A 23,376-nucleotide genomic window follows, 5' to 3' on the forward strand; every position below is an offset into this window, starting at 1 on the left:
ATTGATGTGAAATAGGGGCTTTTAGCCCCTATTTCTTTCATATCGATTTATGATGGTGAGGGGAAAATTTTCCCAGCGATTCAGCAGGGGACCCCACTATGGAATCTGAACAGCGGGTCCGGAGATAGAATCAGTTCAGCTTCGGCCTTTCCTATCATATCGATCCGCTGAGAAATATCTTGTGACGCAATTTGCTGAGCCAATGTTAAGTAGTCCTGATAATGTCGGGCTTCAGAACGTAACAACGACACATAAAATTTAGCGATATCGTCATCCATATGTGGGGCGAGTTTGGCAAATCGTTCACATGATCGTGCCTCAATGTAGGCTCCGATAATTAATTTGTCGATGAGCGCATCTGGTTCATAGGTTTTTACTTGTGATAATAATCTTTTTGCATAACGACCCGCAGGAATGTTTGCATAGGCAATCCCTTTTTTCTCCATGATCTCGAGTACTTGATAGAAATGATGGAGCTCTTCTTTGATCAATAAAACCATTTTGTCGATTAAATCTTGGCTGTATGACGAATCGGCTTTTGCCATGATGGTTTTGGATAGCTGGCTTTTTCCTTTCAGTTCAGCCAGCGAGCCTAATTTGCGATAAGCAAAATTTTCATAAGGTTCAAACCATGCGAGTAAAGCCGATGCACTTGTTTTATCGACGGCATACTTACGGATGAGATACATTGCTGATTGTCCTGCTTTCAATTCACACAGCAGATGATCAATCAAAATGACTTTTAAATTTTCTGGTTTTTGAGCTTCATTAACCCACGCTTCGGGGGTTTCACATTGTAGAAAATTATGGATAGGCTGAAGTAGTTGTTGGTATTGGTCGTGACTGTTCATGGTTCTTTAACTTAAAAAGGCCGCCGGAGCGACCTATCATGCATAGGTATAATTCAAAGAAAGGGGGAGAGGGTAACTACCACTTTTTCTTTTCACCGAAGAGCGCTTCCATATCGTCATCTCGCTCTCGATCGCCCTGACTTTCCATGGATGTTTTTTTCTGTTGACGCTTGTTCTCAAGTTCATCGTACATCGATTGCAGTTTTTCCCGAGCTTGATTTGAATAAGCATCATTTTTCGTACTGAGAACATCAATACCTTTCTTCAAGAGTTGAATCGCCGTTCCCGGTTGCCCGCGTACAATCGATTCATTGGCGCGTTTGATGACATTTTCAATATTGATTCGTATCTGAATCATTTCCAAACGTGCGTTCTCGGTCACGTATGATTGCGTATCCAGACGTCCTTTATTATGCTCACTGCGGATTGTATCTCTCAGACGCTTGACGAGCTTGAGCATGGTAATCGCTTGCTTATCATTGGTCGGAGACTTAAATGTTGTGCTGTCCTGATTGGGATGATTGTCACGCAGATTTTTTACTTGTCCCTGCATGTTTTCGATGCGATGTGCCAGTTGCTTATTTTTTGGGTCTAGCTCATGCATATTTTGTAGCGCATCCAGAATCCGATTATTCAGACAGAGCAACAAGTCCTTACTGTAAGGGACGTGGTGGGCATTGCCTATTAGATCCTCAGTGGCGTCAATGATTGCGACATAACGAGTAGACTCGTGTTTTTTTGCTGTTTCAACTTTGACCTTATACTGCAACATAATGTTGTAGCCTAAAATCAGAAGGAGCAATACGCCAACCAAGGCAATGATTAATCCTATACTCATAGTTCCTGCATCAATCCGTACATCGTGAGTTCAACCAGTCTAAAGATTCAAAGGAGTCAAAATCCTTGACGGTAAGTTCGTATAGCATAATAAAATTTATCGTGTTCTACCAATGAATCCCCCATTATTCTTTAATAGATCACTTAATTATTCAGTGAATGAAGCTTCAACTTGTGGAAAAGTTCCAATTATTTTCCAACTTGCAGTCAAAAAGGGTATAAATTCTCCCCATTAAGCATTATAACTAATGATTATATAAAATGCCTAAGTTTGTAATTTGCTTCAGAGATAACGGGGTTGACATGAAGCTACAGCAGTTAAAATACATTGTGGAGGTAGTGAACCATAATTTGAATGTTTCAGCTACAGCCGAAAGTTTGTATACATCTCAACCAGGGATTAGTAAGCAAGTTCGTTTACTTGAAGATGAGCTTGGGATTCAGATCTTTGAACGTAGCGGCAAACATCTGACTCAGGTTACTTCTGCCGGAGAAGATATCGTTAAAATTTCACAGGAAATTCTTTCTCGGGTTGAAAGTATTAAAGCGGTTGCCAGTGAACATACCCATCCTGAAATGGGGACATTAAACATTTCGACAACCCATACACAAGCCCGTTATGCGCTGCCGGATGTGATCAAAGGGTTTACTGCCCGATACCCTAAAGTGTCTCTGCATATGCATCAGGGCACTCCGAGTCAAATGTCAGAAGCGATTGCGAAAGGGATTGCCAACTTTGCGATTGCAACAGAAGCACTGCACTTATATCAGGATGCAATCATGCTACCGTGTTATCACTGGAATCGTTCGATTGTGGTCCCTAAAGGGCATCCTTTAGCACAGCGGGATAAGTTGAGCATTGAAGAGTTAGCGACCTATCCTTTGGTGACTTATGTCTTTGGATTTACAGGGCGGTCTGAATTAGATATGGCCTTTAATCAGGTTGGATTGAGTCCGAGAGTTGTATTTACAGCAACGGATGCCGATGTCATTAAAACATATGTCCGAATCGGTATGGGGGTCGGAGTGATTGCCAGCATGGCCGTTGATAAAATTCGAGATGCAGATTTAGTGGCAATTGATGCCAGCCACATTTTTGGTTCAAGCACCACAAGTATCGGTTTTCGTCGAGGAACCTTTCTGCGTTCTTATATGTTTGATTTTATGGAACGTTTTGCGCCTCATTTAACTCGTCCGGTGGTGGAACAAGCGATTTCTCTGAAATCGAATCAGGAAATTGATGAGATGTTTAAGGATATTCAGTTGCCTGTGCGCTGATACGAGAGAGCGTTTTATTCTTGATTCAGTCGTCAGTTTGTGGAAAATTTGGTGCAAGGTGTAAATAAGTCGATATTATTTGCTCTTTTTGTCGTTTTTCACACTTGACGTTCAGAGGTTTGTAACCTTTACAATCATGCCTGCTTTCGCAAATATACCGTCAGCAGTAGGAAGAATGGATGCGCCTACGGTGATGTCATTCTCGTCAGAGAAGCAGACACCAATACTGGTGTTTGTTATTGGTGTTTGTTGCAACAGAATGTTGGCGACCTTGAGATATCGTTTCTCCTCGACATGGGATCACGTCATACCGATTCGGTATGGACGATATTTGATGTTTTTGGTCTGCCAATCATCATCCTGACCTCTTATTTGTATTTGGTTGTATTCACTGGGTGTTTGTATAATATATCGAATATATGACTAGTGTTATGTTAGTCCTGTAACTTGAGATATTTTGTGTTAAAAAATTGTTGTATGTTTTTGCAAGGAAGTAAATAAGGTGGAATAAACATGGCAGACAACTATAAAAAGCCGTCCAAGGATTTAGACCGGATTGATCGCAACATTTTGAATGAGTTGCAGAAAGATGGCCGGATTTCAAATGTAGAATTATCCAAACGGGTTGGATTATCTCCGACGCCCTGTTTGGAGCGTGTAAGACGACTTGAGCGTCAGAACTATATTACCGGATACACTGCACTCCTGAACCCGCAGTATCTGGATGCGTCACTTCTTGTTTTTGTTGAGATCACGTTGAACCGTGGTGCACCGGATGTATTTGAACAATTCAATACCGCGGTGCAAAAACTGGACGACATTCAGGAATGTCATCTTGTTTCAGGCGATTTTGACTATTTGTTGAAAACTCGGGTATCGGATATGGGCGCTTATCGTAAGCTTTTGGGCGATACATTACTCCGATTGCCCGGTGTGAATGATACGCGCACCTATGTGGTGATGGAAGAAGTGAAGCAAACAAATCAGCTAGTCATTAAAGTTCGTTAGCTGGAAAGCAAGTCTCGAATATCTTTCTGTATTCTGACTTAACGACATTGGGTTTTAGCTGATGTTATGGTTAAATCACAACATAAACCGAGCGGCTTGGGCCGCTCGGACTGTTTTTATTTCAATTCATGTTGCGCATAATGCTTTGACATGAGGCTTAGGCAAAAAGTTGGTTATGTTCAAAGAGAACAAAAGTAAAGTCGAAACCATTATCAAAACCAGAGCTGAGGTCACGACTTCACCGCGCTTAAATGGCGTTCAACGGCTGAAAGAGAGTGTTTTGATTTTGGCTGTCCTCCTCTCCGTTTTCTTCTCCGTGGCTTTATTGACATTTAGCCCTGCAGATCCGTCTTGGTCTCAGACTGCCTGGGGAGGCGAATTGCATAATGCCGGTGGATATATCGGTGCCTGGATCGCTGATACACTTTTCTTTACCTTTGGTTCACTGGCATACCCGCTCCCTTTCGTGATTACACTGATTGTATGGGGAGGACTTCGCTCCCGAGATGACGATGAATCTTTCGATTTTATGCTCTGGGGAACTCGCTTACTCGGCTTTGTGGTCGTTCTTCTGACGAGTTGTGGCCTTGCCGACATCAATTTTGATGATCTGTGGTATTTCTCTTCCGGCGGTGTCGTGGGGGATGTTTTGAGTAGTCTGGCGCTGCCCACATTTAATGTCTTGGGCAGTACGTTGATTTTCCTGTTTCTCTGGGGCGCCGGTTTTACATTACTGACCGGTATTTCATGGCTAACGATTGTTGAGTGGCTTGGTGATCAAGCCATCGCTTTGGCGCAAAAATGTGTGGCACTGTTTCGCAAAGGGGAGAAAGAGACCATTTTGTCCCCGGGAATTGAATCATCGGCTGCTTTACTTGAACGTGATATGCAAAATCGTCTGTCGCCGACTGAACCTGAACCTGTTGCTGAATCGAACACCATTAATACGACCGTATCAGAATCGGTCAATGATTCTCCTGCTGACAATGCTTTTACTGACGAGCAGGTTCGTCGTTTTAATATTCACATGCCTCAACAAGGTGTTGAGAACGATGTATCTCAAGATCAACAGGTTGCAACGGAAATCAATGATGACTGGCCCGAACGGAATACTCAGTTTTCTGCAACGATCGAGGAGTTGGATAAGGCCGCACAGCAACATAATGATTTTGCTGAAGGCGACTGGCGTGATCACTCAATTGATGATCGCTCCGTTGCTACCGAGCCCACCAGTCATGTGGGATCGTTTGACATTGATATGAGTGATCACGGTCCGACAATCTCTGATTTAGATGTATTCGATGATGAGCCGGATGTCTCTGAGCCGGAAGAGGATTCAGATGAAGATGTGGTTGCTTTCCAAAATTTAGTCTCTGAAGCAAAGAAAACCGAATTGGCGAAACAAAATCCGTTTCTGATGCAGCCGACGGTCGATCTACCAACACCAACAGAGCCATTACCAACCTTAGAGTTGTTGTATCATCCTGAGAAGAGAGAAAATTTTATTGATCAGGATATGCTGACGGAAGTGGCAAGACTGGTTGAGTCTAAGCTATTGGATTATAAGATTCAGGCCAGTGTTGTCGGGATTTATCCCGGTCCGGTGATTACTCGATTTGAACTCGACTTAGCCCCGGGGGTGAAAGTGAGTCGAATTTCCGGATTATCGACAGACTTGGCTCGTTCTTTGTCGACCCCTGCGGTTCGGGTTGTCGAAGTGATTCCGGGAAAACCGTATGTTGGCTTGGAACTGCCAAACTTGAGTCGTCAGACGGTCTACCTTTCTGATGTCGTGAGTAGTGATAAATTTAAGCGGTCAAAATCTCCGACGACGATTGTGCTCGGTCAAGATATTGCCGGTGATGCCGTCATTGCCGATTTGGCGAAAATGCCGCACGTATTGGTTGCCGGTACAACGGGCTCAGGTAAGTCTGTCGGTGTGAACGTCATGATCCTGAGTATGCTTTATAAAGCGACGCCGGAAGAAGTCCGGTTTATCATGATTGACCCGAAAATGTTGGAACTTTCTGTGTATGAAGGGATTCCGCATCTGCTCTCTGAAGTTGTGACCGATATGAAGGATGCCGCCAATGCACTACGCTGGTGTGTGGCTGAAATGGAGCGCCGTTATAAGCTGATGTCGGTTGTCGGGGTCCGAAACATTAAAGGTTTCAATGAAAAGTTGGATATGGCAGCGAAGGCCGGGCATCCGATTCATGATCCACTCTGGAAAGAGGGGGATAGCATGGATGCAGAGCCGCCGCTACTGGAGAAATTACCTTTTATCGTCGTTGTCGTTGATGAATTTGCCGATTTGATGATGGTGGTTGGCAAAAAAGTTGAAGAACTCATTGCCCGATTGGCACAGAAAGCAAGGGCTGCGGGGATCCATTTGATTCTCGCAACCCAGCGTCCTTCGGTTGATGTGATTACCGGGTTGATTAAAGCGAACATCCCGACTCGGGTTGCATTTACCGTCTCAACGAAAACGGATTCTCGGACCATTCTCGATCAGGGCGGCGCCGAATCTTTATTGGGAATGGGGGATATGCTGTATTTACCGCCCGGCTCCAGCCACACTATCCGTGTTCATGGGGCATTCGCTTCCGATGATGATGTTCATGCCGTTGTCAATAACTGGAAGGCGAGAGGCCAACCCAACTACATTGCAGAAATCGTTAGCGGGGACCAAGGGCCAGAAGCATTGTTACCGGGAGAACAACTTGAAAGTGACGAAGATATCGATCCGTTATTTGATCAGGTTGTTGAGCATGTTGTTGAGACGCGAAGAGGGTCGGTTTCCGGTGTACAGCGACGCTTCAAAATTGGCTATAATCGTGCGGCTAGAATTGTTGAGCAGTTAGAGGCTCAGGGGATTGTCAGTGCTCCCGGTCATAATGGTAATCGGGAAGTTTTAGCACCACCACCGATCAGAGATTAAATTCAACGTTGATTGACAAAGTAAAAGGGAGACCAGATGGTCTCCCTTTGTCGTTATGCAAAGCCGTTATTCAAATAAGCCGCGTCTTTTCGGTTTGAAAAATTGAGCAATCAAGAAAATGAAGGCAATAAAAAGATTGATTGCAAAGATGATCTCCAACCATTGTGGCATGGATAAAGTTAAAAACTGCCATACGATTTTGCTGCAGTCACCATAGGCTTCAAACATCCACGGCATCCATTGATTGAGTGGTGCCCACTGTGGGAACTGAACAAAAGCATCACAAGTTGCAAATGGCGACGGATGAAACTGGTACTCAACATGCTGGTGTGCAAGTAACAGGCCTGAATAAGACGTATATCCCCATGAGAGAATACCTAACCAACGGAATATAGCCAGTCGGGGTGCGATGCCCCCCAGAATTGCAGAACCGCCTATCCCTAGCATTGCTACTCTTTCATAAATGCACATTACGCAAGGAGCAAGCATTAGAATATGTTGGAAAAAGAGGGCACACATTTCAAAAAACAGGATCGATAATAGCAACAAGACCCAGGATGTTCTGGACTGAGAAAACCGGTTGAGTTTGGCAAAGATCACTATGAGATATCCTTATAAAGTAAAAGCTCTGTTCTACAGAGCTTTTTAACGCGAAAATGTTTTAAACTCAATCTATTATTAATGACCCAGTGATACTGATACATGTTTTAATGCATTTGGGACATGGTGCGATAACCAACCCAGATCATAGTAATGTGCAGTTGCTGGCTCAAGGAAAAAGATGATCCCCATCAGACCGACAAGTGTTAAAACAATGGTATATGGCAATGCCATCATGACCATCCGCCCGTAAGAGAGTCGGATCAGTGGTGCTAATGCCGAGGTCAGCAGGAATAAAAACGCGGCTTGTCCATTCGGGGTCGCAACAGAAGGTAAGTTTGTACCGGTATTGATCGCAACGGCTAGCAGGTCAAATTGATCACGTGAGATGATGCCTTCTGCGAGTGCGGTTTTAACCTCGTTGATATAAACCGTGCCCACAAACACATTGTCAGAAACCATAGAAAGCAATCCATTCGCCACGTAGAACATCGCGAGTTGCAAATCGGCATTCTTTAAGTGTAAAACAGCATCTATGACGGGTTTAAACAGGTGTTGATCGACAATTACTGCAACGATCGAGAAGAAGACTGCGAGTAAAGCGGTAAAGGGCAATGCTTCTTCAAATGCTTTTCCCAACGCATGTTCTTCGGTAATTCCACTGAATGTCGTTGCGAGAATAATGACTGAAAGCCCGATCAGTCCCACCGATGCCAGATGCAGTGCAAGTCCGACAATCAACCAAATCGCAATTAATCCCTGAATCCATAGTTTTGCTACGTCGAGATTGGTACGGCTTTGTCTCTGTGTTCGGTCATAATCCCGTAGAATTTGCCGGACAGGGTCTGGCAGCCGGGCCCCATAGCCGAAAATCTTCAGCTTCTCAACCGCGATACAGGTGAGAATCCCACTGATAAAAACAGGTACAGTAATTGGTGACATACGAATTAAAAATTCACCGAAATGCCATCCGGCCTGATCGGCAATAATCAAGTTCTGTGGTTCACCCACCATGGTCATGACACCACCCAGTGCAGTTCCGATCCCAGCATGAAGAAGTAGTGAACGCAGAAACGCCCGGTAGTTTTCCAGATCTTCTCTGGTTAGGTCAGATAAATGTTCATCTTGAGTATGATCGCCTTGTCCAGAGGCAACTTTGTGATAGATGGCATAAAATCCAACGGCAACACTAATAATGACAGCGATAACCGTAAGGGCATCGAGAAATGCAGACAGAAATGCAGCAGCAACACAGAATGCTAAAGATAAGATAACCTTTGAGCGTATTTCTAGCAGAATTTTGGTGAAGATGAAGAGAAGCAGTTGCTTCATGAAATAGATACCCGCCACCATAAACATCAGCAGCAGCAGGACTTCAATATTGGCAACTAACTCATGTTTTACTTGCTCTGGGCTTGTCATTCCGATGAGTATTGCTTCTATTGCAAGCAATCCACCGGGTTGGAGCGGATAGCATTTCAAGGCCATTGCCAGTGTGAATATAAATTCGACAACCAGTAACCAACCTGCGGCAAAGGGGCTTATTGCAAAAAAGACAATTGGATTGACTATGAGAAAAGCAATAATTGCCACTTTGTACCAATCTGGTGATTTACCCAGAAAGTTTTTAATGAACGCGTTTCCTAACGAAATCGGCATGATGATGACTCTTATAGTTGTTATGAATAGACACTGATATCTATCATTTCCTTTCCGTAACAATTTACGAAAGATATCCATTCAAAGTTACATACATCCCAGCAAATATTCATGAGTAATATCTAATGAACACTGCTCCCTGACTAATCTATCGACATGGGTGTTTTGCCGGCAACTCTACAGTAGGTTAAATATTTCATAAAATACAATAAGTTCTTAGTGAGAGTTCCCTTGAAGTTTTCACATAAAAGTAGCCCATAATATGAACATGATGCATATAAAATCATTGTGACTTCACAACTTTGGAAATAATGTCGAAGATAACATGATTACCAACAACCATATCAATAGCGGTGATGTGAAATATTATGACATATCTGTAAGTTTACTATGGAAAATTTTATGTTTTTCACCTGTCCATCGTACTAAATTTCCTTTATATTTTATTCAAGTTTCAGAATGGTAATCTTAAGCTAAATCAAAAAGCACATAAGATACTTATTGCCTATCGAAGATAATAATTTGGCTTGTGTGGCAAGTTGAATATTGAACGTTTTCGTGGTGTACAAACTGGTGATATGATAAATGCCACCTGACTTTGTAAATAAACAAAACTGGAAAAGTATTGAATGGTCATTAAGGCGAAAAGCCCAGCAGGCTTTGCAGAAAAGTATATTATTGAAAGTATCTGGAATGGGCGGTTTGCGCCGGGATCAATTCTTCCGGCAGAAAGAGAATTGTCCGAACTGATTGGTGTGACCAGAACGACATTAAGGGAAGTGCTGCAACGATTGGCGCGTGATGGCTGGCTGACAATACAGCATGGCAAGCCGACCAAAGTGAATCAATTTATGGAAACCTCTGGGTTGCATATTCTTGATACGTTGATGACGCTGGATGCTGAGAATGCAACCAGTATTGTTGAAGACTTACTGGCGGCAAGAACCAATATCAGTCCGATTTTCATGCGTTACGCATTTCGACTGAATCAGGCTCAGTCTGAAAAAACCATCAAGCGTGTGATTGGGTCGTGTGAGGCATTACTGGATGCGGATTCATGGGAGCAATTCATGGCTGATTCACCATACTCCGAAAAAATTTCACAGCATGTGAAAGATGACGGTGAAGGTGACAAGGAAGCGCGTGAACAGAAACTTCTGGCGAAAACATTCAATTTTTATGATTACATGTTATTCCAGCGTTTGGCTTTCCATTCTGGTAATCAAATCTACGGTCTGATTTTTAACGGTTTGAAAAAATTGTATGATCGCGTTGGCAGTTACTATTTCTCGAACCCTAAAGCACGCGTACTCGCATTAGAGTTCTATAAAGATTTGTTGTCGATTTGTTCGAACGGGACTGAGAAATTAGAACATCTTTCCGCTTGTATTCGTCAGTACGGGATTGAAAGCCGACAAATTTGGAATGAAATGAAGCGTTCATTGCCAACAAGCTTTACGGAAGATGATGGTTAAGTTGATTTGGTAAACACGCTTAATCATTAAAAAGGGCCGCTGGGCCCTTTGTTGTTTCTGTCCGGTGCGTCTAGGAGAGATTCTCTCGGCCCCCGGCTTGCATGAACCATTGCGATAAATGTTCTTCCAGCGCTTTTAACTCTTCCGGCCCGATTAAGGCCAATCCCAAATCCTGTGCCCGGGTAATATCGTTTTGCCGGAGCGGACGGAAGCTGACGAGCATTGCTCTTGCCTGCAGGCCACCCAGTAAGTCTCTCAGTGATTCAAGCTTATACAAGGTATCATCACCGTCATCTCTCATTCCCTTGGTTTTACATTCAATGATATGTAGTTTGTTATTGACGACAGTAGCAACATCCAGCTCATTTCTTACTTCTCGCTCACCTAACTGACGATAGACTTGAACGTTTAAAGAACGGTCCTGAATCGTTGGCATATAACACTGAATTTTCCTGACAATGCTATGTACCAGTGTTTCCAGCCATTCTCCGTTGGCAAATCGTCTGGCATCTTCGTTGGCAAAGGTGAGGATGCCGTTTTTATAAGTGGCAATATTTGCATCAACAAGATCTTGTATCAACAGACTGAGTTCTTTGTAGCCCTGTTGTTTTTCTGATAACGCCACATCAAGGCATTGCTCTTTTCTGCACGTCGTTGCCAGATAATTCAGTGTCGCTAGTCCCGGACCGAGTTCGAGTGCACGACTGGCCCATGAAGCACCGATGTTGCAGAGTTTGGTATCCAGTTCTGCCGGGGTATCTCTTTCAGTAAACTCGCCCCGGGCACCAAAGATAGTTAAATAATCTGAGATGGTAATCCGATCCTGAACTTGAGTATCTTGGCAGTCATCCGGGTATAACCAACACAGGCAGTCAGAGTTGGGTTCAACCACAAAAATCGGCCACTGGAATGTTCTGAATACTTCATAAACGGAAAGAAGACGGTGGCGAAGACCACAGCTTGCATTGAGTTGAATATCCTGATTTCTGTTTTTCAGATCGTGTGCTAATTGATAGATGGCATGTTTAATTAATGCCACGCTTGACCCGGATGGGATCTCGTAAAATTCACTACTAATACCGTGTTGTTCTAAAACATCATGCAATCGAAAATAGATAGTTTTTTGTGAAGCGTCACCGATAAGTATGGTATGCGAGCCAATAATACGGTGATCAAGCAACGGAGTTATCAGACGAACCGGGTCGTCGTCAAGGATGCCAACATGAATGGTCATAAATTATCCTCGTGCTTTCGCTTGCAGGAGTGGGAAGGAAAAAGACAAGCGATATAGATTAGGATATAAAGGTCTCCAGAATAAAAAACAAGGTCAGTGGGTGATAAATATCTCTTTTAGCGCGAAATATAACGCTATCTTTACCTATCACTCACTTAAAATTCAAATTCGGATCAGACTCATGCAGTGGTTGGCGAAAAGGTGTGAGGTCTTGGTGACGTCAAACATCGGTGACATTCTGCTGTATTTAGTCTGAGAAAAGTGCTTAAAATACATCAGGTACGAAAACACAATGAAACTTAACGGGTTGTCATGAATCCAATTCAGGGTTACTTTTTCATTGTTATTGATTTTATGAGTCTGATTTTATATATCAGCAGCGAGAGAGGCGTATATGGCCGAAGAAACAATTTTTAGTAAGATTATTCGCAAAGAAATTCCGGCAGAGATTCTTTATCAGGATGAATTGGTCACTGCTTTCAGAGATATTAATCCGAGAGCGCCAAGTCATATTCTGATTGTTCCAAACCGGTTGATTGCGACAGTGAATGATGTTGAAGATGCGGATGAAGCTGCTTTAGGTCGTCTTTTTACCGTGGCGAAAAAATTGGCGGAGCAAGAAGGGATTGCTCAGGATGGTTACCGCCTAATTATGAATTGCAATGCGCATGGTGGGCAGGAAGTTTATCATATTCATATGCATCTTCTGGGTGGAAAACCGCTCGGGCCGCTCTTGATGAACTGATTAACCGGTGTCTGATGAGTTAATCTCGATGATATGAATAATAAGATACAGGCGGACACGGGAACATTGTGAGAATACGGATACGACATATTGCAGTAATATGTATGGCGCTAGGGAGTAGTGCTTGCGCCAATTTTTCGGCTGGCAACTTATTCAGCCACTACTCCGAACAAAACCGGAAAATGTATCGGGCTGTTCAACAAGGTGACTATCAGAAGGCGAGTGAGGAACTGCCTGATGGTATCGGGGGAAAGATTCTCGATAACATGGAGAAAGGCCGAGTCTATTTTCTCAATAAAGAAGTGCCGCAAAGTCAGTCATTTTTGAATCTGAGTGATCAGGCGGTCAGACGGCAGCAGGATGAAGCCATTATCTCTATCAGCCGCGAGGCAGCTAGTGCGGGCAGTCTGTTTACGAATGATAATTTGATGGCGTACACTCCGGCAGACTATGAACTTGGTTTTTTACATTTATATCTTGCACTTTCGTATGTTTATCAAAACAAACTTGACGATGCATTAGTTGAATTGCGACGGGCGAATCAGGTTCAGGAAAAAGCCAGAAACCAGCGGCAGGATGAATTGATAAAAGAGCGGGATCGTCTCAAGCAAGAGGGGATTCAACCGAATATTGGTGGGTTGATGGCCCGTTATCCCAGTACGGGAAAGACACTTGAGTCGATCCAAAATGGCTATCTGTTTTATCTGTCCGGGCTGTTATACGAAGCCAGTGGTAACTTGAATGATGCCTATGTTGATTATCGACGAGCCCTTGCGGTTGCGCCTGATAATACCAGTGTGGCTCAAAGTACCCTCCGCTGTGCGCGTAAGTTGGGGATGAATCAGGATGTGGTCTCGTTGCGCAAAAAATATGGTCATTTGCCGCAGTTGAGCCAAAACCAAGGGCGGGTCATTATCATTCAGGAGCAAGGGATTGTTGATCAGATGAAAGGCTGGCAGCCGTCTTTACCGATTTATGATAGCCTTGGCAGAATAAATCTGTATTCTCTGGCGTTACCCTATTACTCAGATTATCAACCCTCAGATGTTGTTCCGGTTACGCTTGATGGTACTGCGGTCGCAGGCCAACGGTTGGTGGATACCAATCTGATGGCGAGGAAACAACTGAATGAACGAATTACGTCAATTGTCTTTCGTCAGATATTACGCTTAACGTTGAAAAATGCGATGCGTAAGGAAACGACGAAAGATGATAATAACGGTGCTGAGGTCGCAAATCTGGTGCTTAATATATGGAACACTTTGACCGAGCAACCGGATACAAGGAGCTGGATTACTTTGCCCGGCACCGTGTTCAGTGCGACCAAGATTGTATCCGCGGGTGAGCAAACTCTCTCCGTGGGACAGCAGTCGTACGTATTCAATGTTCCAGCACAAGGAACAACATTTGTATGGCTTTCCCGTCAAGGGGAAAATGCCGTTATTTGGCACAAACAGTTGGGAAGGTTATGATGAATAAATGGCTCTTCAGTTTTGTTGTACTTGCCTTGGTAGGGTGTTCCAATACACAGACTGCCGGGTTGACCGTTGAGAGTGAGTATCAACGGATTTTGTATGGCGATAAGGTCTTAGCTTCTGAAATCGAAGTCAAAGATATTTCGACAGCAGAAGTGAACGATCATACTCGAGGGGTGGTCAGAGTAAAAAATAAGACCACCGCCGATCAACATCTTCAATACCGCTTTTATTGGTATGATCAACAGGGACTGGAAGTCAATGCTCAGCCGGGTCCATGGCGACAAGCCATTATTAGAGGAATGGATGAAGTTTCGTTATCTGAAGTGGCTGTTGCTCCGAAAGCTGTGAATTTCAGAGTACAGATTAGAGAATTGAATCAGTAAGTGACAAGGTGAGTCTTTATGAAAAAAAGTATAATCCTCGTGTTGGGATTGGCTGCTCTCATGAGTGGTTGTGCAAATAAAGTTTCCTATGGTGATGCACAAGCTGTAGAAACGAAAACTGTCGATTTTGGTTCGACAGATTTACAAAAGATCGCCGCAGATATGGTCGATAGTATGATGATGTCTGGTTCTGTGGCTGCCATCACTCGTCATTCACGTCCAATTGTGTTTGTGGATAGTATTAAAAACAAAACCAGTGAACATATCGATACCGAATCGATTACCGACACAATTAGTACCAAGATGCTGAATTCAGGGAAGTTTCGTTTTGTTGATATGACGCGAATTGAAGCGGTCAGAAAGCAGTTAGATTTCCAGAATAATGATGCATTAGTCGATAAGAGCAGCTCGATTCAGTTTGGTAAAATGGTCGGTGCACAATATATGTTGTATGGCAATTTATCCAGTATCGTCAAAGATACCGGCAGCGATAAAGATGTCTACTATAAAATGACCATGCGTCTGATGGATTTACGTTCAGGGCTCATCGAATGGGCTGATGAAACTGAAATTCGTAAAGAGCAGGAAAAGAGCTTCTTAGGATTTTAATCCACTGAATTGAGGGCGTCAGCGATGGCACGAATGTCATGGTCCGAAGCATGTCAATTAGATCCGTCTCTGGTGTCTCTGAATGATTTTTTCCGAGCAACACCGACGGTCGCACAGACACTCGCTGGTGGTTTGACCAATCGTTGCTGGAAGATTGACATCCCTGACTCTCCCTCTGCAGTGTGGCGTCCTTCAACGGACGTCACACAAGCATTTTCAATCTCCCGCCATCAGGAATTCCATATCCTGTCAGCATTGAAAGATCAAGCAACGCAAATTTCTCCGAAACCCCTTTATATCAATGAACAAGGATTGTTGGTTCAGTGGATCGAAGGGGAAAAAGTTGTGACTGATGATATTGAAATGATGACACGTTTGCTGAGTCAGATTCACCAGTTTCCGGTCACCAAGCTGCCTATTGTTCCTTTTGTCTATACAGCACGTCTTGATCATTACTGGTTTCAGTTACAGTCGATGTCCGCTGAACTTGGTCCGATTGAGTCGTTGTATAAAACCTGGCGGACACTCCCCAATATTTCTGAGGTTCCACATACGCTGTGCCACTTCGATTTGGGATGCCACAATCTGATCAAAACGCCTCAAGGGATCAAAGTGATTGATTGGGAGTACGCGTCTCTGGCTGATCCAAGAATGGATTTAGCCATGACGATTGATATGTCCGATGCAAACTTGCTCACAACTGTCGGCCAGTATTGCCAGCATCGAAATATTACCGAGCTTGATTTATGGATTGAGGGCGTGAAAGCGTGGATGCCCAGAGTTCGGATGCTTGCTATGTTGTGGTACCTGATTGCTTTTCAGATGTGGGAAAATGAAGCGATGCAAGCTGCCGCTGAACGGATAAAAGCACAGTTTGATAACGGGTGTCGTGACGACAGTAACCAACCGAATACTCAATAAGCGTGTTCTCCGGTAAGGGTGGGTGGCAGTTGATTGATGATTTTCATGTCGCTCTCACTGTATCACCGGTGTATTTCATGCTAGGTTCGTTCTGTATGTTGGAAAGGGTATTGTTATGATTATTTATTTACATGGATTTGATTCAACCAGCCCAGGGAATCATGAAAAGGTACTGCAATTACAATTCATTGATGATGATGTGCGTTTTATCAGCTATAGCACGCTTCACCCCAGACACGATATGCAGCATCTCCTGAAAGAAGTCCACAAAGCGATTGAATTGAGTGATGATCCGCACCCGATGCTCTGCGGTGTCGGGCTAGGTGGTTACTGGGCTGAACGCATTGGCTTTTTATGTGGTATTAAACAGGTACTATTCAATCCGAATTTACATCCTGAAGCGCATATGCAAGGGAAGATTGATCGTCCTGAAGAGTATGAGGATATTGCAACAAAGTGTGTCTCTCAATTCAGATTGAAAAATAAAGACCGTTGCTTGGTTGTTCTGGCAACACATGATGAAGCATTAGATAGCCGGAAAACGGCTGAAGAGCTGGGCAATTACTACGATATTGTTTGGGATGAGACACAAAGCCATAAATTCAAGAAGATATCTCAACATCTTCAGACAATCAATCAGTTCAAAAATAAATAATAATTATATATTTCATAAGCTTAAGCTACTGTATGCAGCTTTGAGAAAAGCCATCGGAAAGGGATGGTTTTTCTTACAATCTTGGCTTGCATGACTTGATTTGCTGCTTATAATGTTTCTTATTCAATTAAAATTTGATAAAAATCAAAATAATTAAAATTAAAATAAAATGAGAGCAGGGTTTAACCTGACGACCGTTTATGTGAAGTAAAAGTAAAGTAATGCTTTATCGATATCAGCGTGTCTCGCAGAAAAAGTGACTTTCAACTTTCTTTACCCGTCCTGTTTTTCTAGTTCGGAGTGGTGATTCCGGGCTATACCATTTTTATTCATTTTGAGGATAGTTTGTTGTGACTCGTATTGTTGTTGTTGGTGGCGGTGCAGGCGGTTTAGAGCTTGTCACTAAATTAGGCCACACATTAGGAAGAAAAGGGCGAGCCCAAATCACATTAGTGGACAGAAATGCCAGTCATTTATGGAAGCCGTTATTGCATGAAGTAGCGACCGGCTCTATGGATGAAGGTGTGGACGCGTTGAGTTATCGGGCTCATGCGAGAAATCATCGTTTTGACTTTCAAATGGGAAATCTGGAAGAAATCGACCGGGACAGGAAAGTCATTACTTTGGCTGAGCTGAAAGATGAACATGGTGAACTACTGATCCCTCGCCGTGAAGTCGAATACGATATTTTGGTATTGGCGATTGGGTCAACATCGAATGACTTTAATACACCGGGTGTTAAAGATCACTGTATCTTTTTGGATAGTCCGGAGCAGGCCAATTTATTCCGCACTGAGATGAATAATGAGTTTCTGAAACTACACGCGAAAAATGGTCATGGAACCGTTGATATTGCCATTGTCGGAGCCGGTGCGACAGGGGTCGAACTCTCTGCTGAATTACATAACGCAGTAAAAGAGCTGCGCAACTATGGGTTTGGTGACTTGGATTCAAATAAGTTGAATGTCCACTTAATCGAAGCCGGAGAGCGAATTCTTCCCGCCTTACCGCCGCGGATTTCTTCTGCTGCACATCATGAACTGACGAAACTGGGCGTGAATGTCCGCACATCAACGATGGTCACGAAAGTTGAAGAAGATGGCCTGACGACCAAAGACGGTGAAAAGATTCCCGCGAAAATCATGGTGTGGGCCGCTGGGATTAAAGCGCCTGATTTTATGAAAGATATCGCAGGTCTTGAGACCAACCGGATTAATCAGTTAGTGGTGACAAATACTTTGCAGACCACCCGGGATGAGGATATTTTCGTGATTGGTGATTTGGCCCAATGCACTCAACCGGATGGATCATTTGTTCCGCCACGTGCGCAGGCTGCCCATCAAATGGCAACCCGGACATTTAAAAATATTGTGGCGAAATTAAATGATCGCGACATGAAGCCTTATGTCTACAAAGATCATGGTTCTCTGGTTTCTCTGAGCCGTTTTTCTACTGTCGGCAGTCTGATGGGGAACTTGACGAAAGGCTCGATGATGGTTGAAGGTAAAATTGCCCGCGTGGTGTATATTTCTCTTTACCGGATGCATCAGATGGCATTACACGGGATGTTTAAGACCGCGTTGATGCTGTTGGTCGGTCGGATCAACCGCGTGCTCCGGCCGAATCTGAAGCTTCATTAAATTGAATGATGATTGTACAATGACAAAAATGCCCGCTGAAGCGGGCATTTTTGTCATTGTACAATCAAACCATGTGTCATTCCGGTGACGTTGCTACGATGCATCCTGAACTTTTCTGACCTGTAAAATAATGCCCATCAGAGGGTGGTCGAAATAGAGGGTTTCACCACTGCGCATTCTGCGTTTTTGATCCAGTCGATAAGGTTTCAGAAAACGCTCTTCAGTCACCGTCGGAGAGATCGCTTGAAGGTGGCCAAACTGAACATTATCGTCGTCGCCGTTGGCTGTATTTTGTGAGAAATCGGCCGGTGTCTCTTCAACCTCAATGTCCCGGACACTCGGCTCCTTCAGATCCAAGAGGGCATCGACGTAGAGGTAATGTTGTACATAAACCTGTAACTTACCGTCCAGTTCGTAAAGGGGTTTCGGAACGGCTTTTTCAACCGTATCTTCAATGGGAGACTGTTGAGCGACGGTCGATGGTGTGATTTCCCGCCCATCCGGATGAAACTGAGATGAGTAATCTTTGCCGGCTAAGAGATGAAAAGCCGGGGCATCTGATTTTCCGTCATCATTCTGACGCCAGGCCGTATGTAACAGAACTTGAAAACCGGCATGATTTCTCAGGCTCTCTTCCTGTTGGTCCAGCTTGTATTCCGAGGCGGGTAGCAGGGTCACACCTTTCTGGTTTAAATAGGCCTGAGAACTGAGACTACCAGTATTTTGGTAATCTATTGGCGGGAGTACATTGGGCCATGTCTCATTGGTTTGTTCAGCATTCACGACACGTTTAAATATGATCACTTCAATGTCAAATTGACGTTGTGCCCAAGAAGGCATGGCAATTAATAACATTAGCAGTGGGATCAGCTTATTCATTATGACTCCATTATGACCTAGCAGGCGATTCTTCATCATGATTGCTCCCTGACCTCAGGAAGCCGATAGTATGTTTTGCTGAAATTCATTCAGCATATCTCGGATAAAACCAAGTCGCTGGTTTCGTTCCTCCAGCGGCAGGGTAAACTTAAACTTCGTTGGACCATCCATGCCATATTGTTTCGGTTGTGATTGCAAGAGCTGCACTAAATACGCCGGATTAATACTAGCATTAAGATCAAACTCAATGTAACCGCCTTTGCTGTGCGCTTCAATTTTCTTAATTTTCAGTGCCGCTGCTTCCAGCTTCAATTTACTGATTTCTAATAAGTTGAGCGCTGCATCCGGCAGTTTACCGAAGCGGTCTATCAACTCGACTCTCAATTCGTTCAGTTCATCAGGATGCGCGACACTAGCAATCTGTTTATACATTGAAAGGCGGGTATTGATGTCCGGAATATAGTCATCAGGAAGCAGGGCCGGTAGCCGGAGTTCCACTTCTGTCTGTGTCTTCAATAAATCATCCAGAGACGGTTCTTTGCCGGATTTTAACGCATCGACAGCCTGCTCGAGCATTTCCATATATAGGGTAAAGCCGACAGACTGAATTTGCCCGCTCTGTTCTTCACCGAGTAATTCTCCCGCGCCGCGGATTTCAAGGTCATGTGTTGCGAGCGTAAATCCGGCACCGAGATCTTCCAGCGAAGCCAATGCCTCTAAACGTTTGACGGCATCTTTTGTCATGGCTTTCGGATGCGGTGTCAGTAAATAAGCGTAGGCTTGGTGATGTGAGCGTCCGACTCGGCCGCGTAACTGATGCAGTTGTGCGAGGCCCAAAGTATCGGCCCGATGGATAATGATGGTATTAGCCGTCGGGATATCGATGCCCGTTTCAATAATTGTGGTACAGACCAGCAGATTGAAACGCTGATGGTAAAAGTCATTCATGATGCGTTCCAGTTCACGTTCACGCATCTGACCGTGTGCCACTGTAATTCGTGCTTCGGGAATCAGTTTCTCCAGATCGGCAGCAACTTTATCAATCGTTTCCACTTGATTATGCAGATAGTACACCTGTCCGCCCCGCATGACCTCCCGGAGTACCGCTTCGCGAATAATGGTCTGATCGCTCTGTCGGACAAAAGTTTTCACCGCTAACCGTCGTGCGGGCGGGGTCGCAATGATGGATAAATCCCGCATCCCGCTCATCGCCATATTCAGCGTTCTGGGAATCGGTGTGGCCGTAAGTGTGAGGATATCAACATCTGCCCGCATCGCCTTGACTTTCTCTTTCTGGCGAACCCCGAAGCGGTGCTCTTCATCGACAATCAGTAACCCGAGATCTTTAAATTTCAATTCACTGGAGAGTAATTTATGCGTCCCGACCAGAATATCAATTTTGCCATCGGCCACCTCCTGAAGGATCTGTTTTTGCTCCTTGGCGGTTTTAAAACGGGACAGAACTTCGACGCGAATCGGGTGATTCGCAAAGCGGTCTCTGAAGTTTTCGAAATGTTGCTGTGCAAGCAAGGTTGTCGGCACTAAAACTGCGACCTGTTTGCTGTTATCTGTACAGACAAAAGCGGCACGCATGGCAACTTCTGTTTTACCAAAACCGACATCCCCGCAGACTAAGCGATCCATTGCCTTATTCTGGCACATATCCGATAGAACCGCGTTGATCGCCATTGACTGATCATCGGTTTCTTCAAATGGGAAACTGGCTTTAAACGTTGCGTACTGCTCACGGTCCAAAGCGAAGACATGGCCCGGTTTGAGTTCACGTTTGGCATAGACATCCAGCAACTCAGCCGCAACATCCCGGGCTTTTTCTGCGGCTTTGCGCCGGGCCTTGGTCCAACTCTCTCCGCCGAGTTTATGAATGGGGGCGTTTTCATCGGCACCGCCGGAATAGCGACTGATCAGGTTTAGGGCTGAGACTGGCACATAAAGCTTGGCTTCTCCCTGATATTCCAGTGTGACATATTCTGTTGTGATGCCACCGACTTCAAGGGTTTGCAGACCGATATAACGCCCGATACCGTGATCAATATGAACCACGGGCTGGCCGGGTTTGAGTTCGGCAAGATTGCGGATCACCGCATCACTATTGGTGACCCGTTTGTCCTTTTTACGTCGTTGAACCACCCGATCACCAAGCAGGTCACTTTCGCAAATCAAAGCAATTTGTGGGTGGTTCAGGATAAATCCATGCTCAGCAGCGCCGATAATCAACGCATATTTTTCGTCACTCAGACACGCATCCTGAAATGACGGCAGCGTGGTGGGGCGTAATTTGATCCGTTGCAATAGCTCAAGCAGGGATTCGCGACGACCCTCTGATTCGACGGAGAATATAATTTGACCGGTATGAGATTCAACAAACTGGCGTAGTGCTGCCAGCGGCTCTTTATGCTGATGTTGAACTTTGATTTCCGGCAGAGGCGAGACTTGAAGATTGAGTCGACCCGCTTTCTCTGTAACAGGCTCATGCCGAACCTGAAATTGTGCGAAAGGCTTCAGCAGGGCAAATAGCTCATCTTTTTGCAGCCATAGTTCCGTTGGCTCCAGCAATGGTCGTAATGGATCAACCCGTCGCTGTTCATAGCGTTCACCGACATCATTCAGAAAACGATCAATCGACGGCTCTATGTCACCGACGACAATGAGTTGCGTCTCTTCGGGTAAATAATCGAAGAGCGTCTCAGTATGATCGAAAAACAGAGGCTGCCAGTATTCAATCCCTGCCGGCCATATGCCTTTTGAGACCTGCATATAGACCGACTCAGGTTCTCTGGAGGCTTCAAAGCGCTGACGCCATCGGTTTCGAAAAGCTTCGATTGCCGTGGCCGTGGTCGGGAACTCGTGCGCTGGCAGGAGCCGAACTTCTTGAATTTCTTCTATCGAACGTTGGTTTTCCGGGTCAAAGGTCCGAATCGTATCAATTTCATCATCAAAAAAGTCGAAACGATAGGGGAGGTGACTGCCCATCGGGAAGAGATCAAGAATCGCTCCCCGGCTCGCATATTCACCCGGACCGAACACCTGATCGACATGACGATAGCCAGCATTTTCAAGCTGTTCTCTGAGTTTGACTAAAGAAAAGCGATCTCTTTGTTTGACGATCAGGGTGTGTTGCAGCAGAAAATCCCGGGGAGATTGTTTTTGCAGTAAGGTCGTCACGGGGATAATCGTTATTCCCCCGGTCTGCTTGGGCAAATGATAGAGCCGTGAAATTCGGTCGGAGATAATATCCTGATGCGGAGAAAAACTGTCATAGGGCAGGGTTTCCCAGTCCGGGAATAACATAATTTCTGCGGAGAAAAACTGCTCGATTTCCTGCTGGAGTTTCAATGCCATCTGTGGGTCAGCAGTGACAAGCAGTGTATGACGTTGATGCTGATGGGACAATTCTGCAGCCACCAGCGCAAGGCTGGCACCCGTAAGGTTACCGATCTGTTTTTTATCTCCCGGGCCTTGCGAAGCCGGAAGCGATAGAATGGGATTCAAGCTGGTCATTAGTTTGCTATTTATTTCTTTCAAGGGAGCGACGACGGAGTAGTTTCTGCTGTTGATAGAGTGCGGCTTTAATCAGTAGATCCTGATCGGATTCTCTCAGGAGGTCGTATTTTACGGTCATGAGATAACGTTCATCTTCAGCCTGACAAGCTGCCACATGTGCGTAGCAGTATATTGCAGCCGGCGGATGCTCCAGAAACAATTTGACGCGTAATAACGTACCGATTTCAAGCGGATGCTGACTGATATAAGTAAACTGACTGGCACCAAATGATTCCGTCTGGTGGCGTTGCTGAGGATCGTCTTGCTGAGACAGCATAAAGTTCAACAACAGATTTAATTTGGTATTTTGACTGTCCAGTAATTGGATCAGGTTCTTAAAATCATTATTTTTCAGTTCCTGACGGGCTACATCACCGAGTTGGTCAATATGACTGAATTCACAGGCAACAATAAATGGTACTGGGATTTCACTTTCAAAAACCTCTTCTGAAGGGAATGATACCTCCGCCTCCAAAGGCTCTATATTGATTGTGAGTGCATGTAGCACTGTAAAAAAATCTTGTTCGACCATGGTTCATTCCTCATCTTTGCATCTTGATTATCGCTATACGAATGAACTAATCAAGGTATAGAGCTGTCATTTGTATGAATTAACAATGAA

General features: G+C 44.5%; 19 protein-coding genes. 11 read left to right on the forward strand and 8 right to left on the reverse strand.

What is annotated here, in order from left to right; genetic code table 11:
- Nucleotides 1–80: 80 nt before the first annotated feature.
- Both miaE and OCV37_RS05845 read right to left on the reverse strand, forming a co-directional pair.
- Entirely contained in the window at nucleotides 81–851 is a 771-nt protein-coding gene (gene miaE, locus OCV37_RS05840) for a tRNA isopentenyl-2-thiomethyl-A-37 hydroxylase MiaE (protein ID WP_038178536.1), read from the reverse strand.
- 76 nt (nucleotides 852–927) lie between these two features.
- Nucleotides 928–1,689 (reverse strand): hypothetical protein, encoded by a 762-nt coding sequence (locus OCV37_RS05845; RefSeq protein ID WP_038178538.1) that lies wholly within the window; start codon nucleotides 1,687–1,689, stop codon nucleotides 928–930.
- A gap of 302 nt (nucleotides 1,690–1,991) precedes the next feature.
- Between OCV37_RS05845 and cysB the strand changes: the two genes are divergently transcribed.
- From cysB to OCV37_RS05860, 3 genes are all read left to right on the forward strand, one after another.
- Entirely contained in the window at nucleotides 1,992–2,966 is a 975-nt protein-coding gene (gene cysB, locus OCV37_RS05850) for an HTH-type transcriptional regulator CysB (RefSeq protein ID WP_038178682.1), read from the forward strand.
- Nucleotides 2,967–3,479: 513 nt separating this feature from the next.
- Nucleotides 3,480–3,974: a leucine-responsive transcriptional regulator Lrp gene (gene lrp / locus OCV37_RS05855; protein WP_021020090.1), complete on the forward strand. Its 495-nt coding sequence runs from the start codon at nucleotides 3,480–3,482 to the stop codon at nucleotides 3,972–3,974.
- 175 nt (nucleotides 3,975–4,149) lie between these two features.
- Nucleotides 4,150–6,915 (forward strand): DNA translocase FtsK, encoded by a 2,766-nt coding sequence (locus OCV37_RS05860; RefSeq protein WP_038178540.1) that lies wholly within the window; start codon nucleotides 4,150–4,152, stop codon nucleotides 6,913–6,915.
- Nucleotides 6,916–6,981: 66 nt separating this feature from the next.
- Here OCV37_RS05860 and dsbB read toward each other — a convergent pair whose 3' ends face one another.
- Both dsbB and nhaB read right to left on the reverse strand, forming a co-directional pair.
- Entirely contained in the window at nucleotides 6,982–7,518 is a 537-nt protein-coding gene (dsbB, locus tag OCV37_RS05865) for a disulfide bond formation protein DsbB (RefSeq protein ID WP_038178542.1), read from the reverse strand.
- A gap of 75 nt (nucleotides 7,519–7,593) precedes the next feature.
- Nucleotides 7,594–9,174, reverse strand: coding sequence for a Na(+)/H(+) antiporter NhaB (gene nhaB / locus OCV37_RS05870; protein ID WP_038178544.1), 1,581 nt, complete (start codon nucleotides 9,172–9,174; stop codon nucleotides 7,594–7,596).
- Between the two features lie 629 nt (nucleotides 9,175–9,803).
- Here nhaB and fadR point away from each other — a divergent pair.
- Nucleotides 9,804–10,649 carry a fatty acid metabolism transcriptional regulator FadR gene (gene fadR, locus OCV37_RS05875; protein ID WP_038178546.1) on the forward strand — a complete coding sequence of 282 codons (846 nt, stop codon included), beginning with the start codon at nucleotides 9,804–9,806 and terminating at the stop codon, nucleotides 10,647–10,649.
- Nucleotides 10,650–10,719: 70 nt separating this feature from the next.
- Here the strand turns inward: fadR and OCV37_RS05880 are convergent, their stop codons facing one another.
- Nucleotides 10,720–11,883, reverse strand: coding sequence for a Card1-like endonuclease domain-containing protein (locus tag OCV37_RS05880; RefSeq protein ID WP_038178548.1), 1,164 nt, complete (start codon nucleotides 11,881–11,883; stop codon nucleotides 10,720–10,722).
- 394 nt (nucleotides 11,884–12,277) lie between these two features.
- Here OCV37_RS05880 and hinT point away from each other — a divergent pair, with 394 nt between their 5' ends.
- From hinT to OCV37_RS05915, 7 genes are all read left to right on the forward strand, one after another.
- Nucleotides 12,278–12,628: a purine nucleoside phosphoramidase gene (gene hinT / locus OCV37_RS05885; protein WP_038178551.1), complete on the forward strand. Its 351-nt coding sequence runs from the start codon at nucleotides 12,278–12,280 to the stop codon at nucleotides 12,626–12,628.
- A gap of 104 nt (nucleotides 12,629–12,732) precedes the next feature.
- Nucleotides 12,733–14,100: a COG3014 family protein gene (locus tag OCV37_RS05890; RefSeq protein ID WP_157634874.1), complete on the forward strand. Its 1,368-nt coding sequence runs from the start codon at nucleotides 12,733–12,735 to the stop codon at nucleotides 14,098–14,100.
- The gene (locus OCV37_RS05895; RefSeq protein WP_038178555.1) at nucleotides 14,100–14,489 is read left to right on the forward strand and encodes a YcfL family protein; all 390 of its coding nucleotides are present in this window, start codon (nucleotides 14,100–14,102) and stop codon (nucleotides 14,487–14,489) included. Before OCV37_RS05890 ends, OCV37_RS05895 begins: the two co-directional genes overlap by 1 nt.
- An 18-nt stretch (nucleotides 14,490–14,507) precedes the next feature.
- Nucleotides 14,508–15,098 carry a penicillin-binding protein activator LpoB gene (lpoB, locus tag OCV37_RS05900; RefSeq protein ID WP_038178557.1) on the forward strand — a complete coding sequence of 197 codons (591 nt, stop codon included), beginning with the start codon at nucleotides 14,508–14,510 and terminating at the stop codon, nucleotides 15,096–15,098.
- A 24-nt stretch (nucleotides 15,099–15,122) separates the two neighbouring features.
- Nucleotides 15,123–16,019 carry a phosphotransferase gene (locus tag OCV37_RS05905; RefSeq protein WP_051680333.1) on the forward strand — a complete coding sequence of 299 codons (897 nt, stop codon included), beginning with the start codon at nucleotides 15,123–15,125 and terminating at the stop codon, nucleotides 16,017–16,019.
- Nucleotides 16,020–16,134: 115 nt separating this feature from the next.
- Nucleotides 16,135–16,674, forward strand: a complete 540-nt coding sequence (ycfP, locus tag OCV37_RS05910; protein ID WP_038178559.1) for an alpha/beta hydrolase YcfP — start codon at nucleotides 16,135–16,137, stop codon at nucleotides 16,672–16,674.
- Nucleotides 16,675–17,024: 350 nt separating this feature from the next.
- The gene (locus OCV37_RS05915; protein WP_038178561.1) at nucleotides 17,025–18,314 is read left to right on the forward strand and encodes an NAD(P)/FAD-dependent oxidoreductase; all 1,290 of its coding nucleotides are present in this window, start codon (nucleotides 17,025–17,027) and stop codon (nucleotides 18,312–18,314) included.
- A 93-nt stretch (nucleotides 18,315–18,407) separates the two neighbouring features.
- On the opposite strand, the gene OCV37_RS05920 is transcribed toward OCV37_RS05915, so the two are convergent.
- From OCV37_RS05920 to OCV37_RS05930, 3 genes are read right to left on the reverse strand one after another with little or no spacing between them, the layout of a single operon-like run.
- Entirely contained in the window at nucleotides 18,408–19,193 is a 786-nt protein-coding gene (locus OCV37_RS05920) for a peptidoglycan binding protein CsiV (RefSeq protein WP_038178563.1), read from the reverse strand.
- Nucleotides 19,194–19,247: 54 nt separating this feature from the next.
- Nucleotides 19,248–22,712, reverse strand: a complete 3,465-nt coding sequence (gene mfd, locus OCV37_RS05925; RefSeq protein ID WP_038178565.1) for a transcription-repair coupling factor — start codon at nucleotides 22,710–22,712, stop codon at nucleotides 19,248–19,250.
- Between the two features lie 7 nt (nucleotides 22,713–22,719).
- Nucleotides 22,720–23,286: a PilZ domain-containing protein gene (locus tag OCV37_RS05930; RefSeq protein WP_038178567.1), complete on the reverse strand. Its 567-nt coding sequence runs from the start codon at nucleotides 23,284–23,286 to the stop codon at nucleotides 22,720–22,722.
- Between the last annotated feature and the right edge of the window lie 90 nt (nucleotides 23,287–23,376).

The sequence above is a fragment of the Vibrio rhizosphaerae genome, assembly GCF_024347095.1.
GTDB classification, from domain to species: Bacteria; Pseudomonadota; Gammaproteobacteria; order Enterobacterales; family Vibrionaceae; genus Vibrio; species Vibrio rhizosphaerae.

Coding starts and splice junctions, on each gene's coding strand:
- nhaB (WP_038178544.1), bottom strand. CDS start 9,174: ATGCCGATTTCGTTAGGAAACGCGTTCATTAAAAACTTTCTGGGTAAA.
- OCV37_RS05895 (WP_038178555.1), top strand. CDS start 14,100: ATGAATAAATGGCTCTTCAGTTTTGTTGTACTTGCCTTGGTAGGGTGT.
- cysB (WP_038178682.1), top strand. CDS start 1,992: ATGAAGCTACAGCAGTTAAAATACATTGTGGAGGTAGTGAACCATAAT.
- lrp (WP_021020090.1), top strand. CDS start 3,480: ATGGCAGACAACTATAAAAAGCCGTCCAAGGATTTAGACCGGATTGAT.
- OCV37_RS05880 (WP_038178548.1), bottom strand. CDS start 11,883: ATGACCATTCATGTTGGCATCCTTGACGACGACCCGGTTCGTCTGATA.
- miaE (WP_038178536.1), bottom strand. CDS start 851: ATGAACAGTCACGACCAATACCAACAACTACTTCAGCCTATCCATAAT.
- OCV37_RS05905 (WP_051680333.1), top strand. CDS start 15,123: ATGGCACGAATGTCATGGTCCGAAGCATGTCAATTAGATCCGTCTCTG.
- OCV37_RS05860 (WP_038178540.1), top strand. CDS start 4,150: ATGTTCAAAGAGAACAAAAGTAAAGTCGAAACCATTATCAAAACCAGA.
- fadR (WP_038178546.1), top strand. CDS start 9,804: ATGGTCATTAAGGCGAAAAGCCCAGCAGGCTTTGCAGAAAAGTATATT.
- mfd (WP_038178565.1), bottom strand. CDS start 22,712: ATGACCAGCTTGAATCCCATTCTATCGCTTCCGGCTTCGCAAGGCCCG.
- OCV37_RS05845 (WP_038178538.1), bottom strand. CDS start 1,689: ATGAGTATAGGATTAATCATTGCCTTGGTTGGCGTATTGCTCCTTCTG.
- hinT (WP_038178551.1), top strand. CDS start 12,278: ATGGCCGAAGAAACAATTTTTAGTAAGATTATTCGCAAAGAAATTCCG.
- OCV37_RS05920 (WP_038178563.1), bottom strand. CDS start 19,193: ATGAATAAGCTGATCCCACTGCTAATGTTATTAATTGCCATGCCTTCT.
- OCV37_RS05890 (WP_157634874.1), top strand. CDS start 12,733: ATGGCGCTAGGGAGTAGTGCTTGCGCCAATTTTTCGGCTGGCAACTTA.
- lpoB (WP_038178557.1), top strand. CDS start 14,508: ATGAAAAAAAGTATAATCCTCGTGTTGGGATTGGCTGCTCTCATGAGT.
- OCV37_RS05930 (WP_038178567.1), bottom strand. CDS start 23,286: ATGGTCGAACAAGATTTTTTTACAGTGCTACATGCACTCACAATCAAT.
- ycfP (WP_038178559.1), top strand. CDS start 16,135: ATGATTATTTATTTACATGGATTTGATTCAACCAGCCCAGGGAATCAT.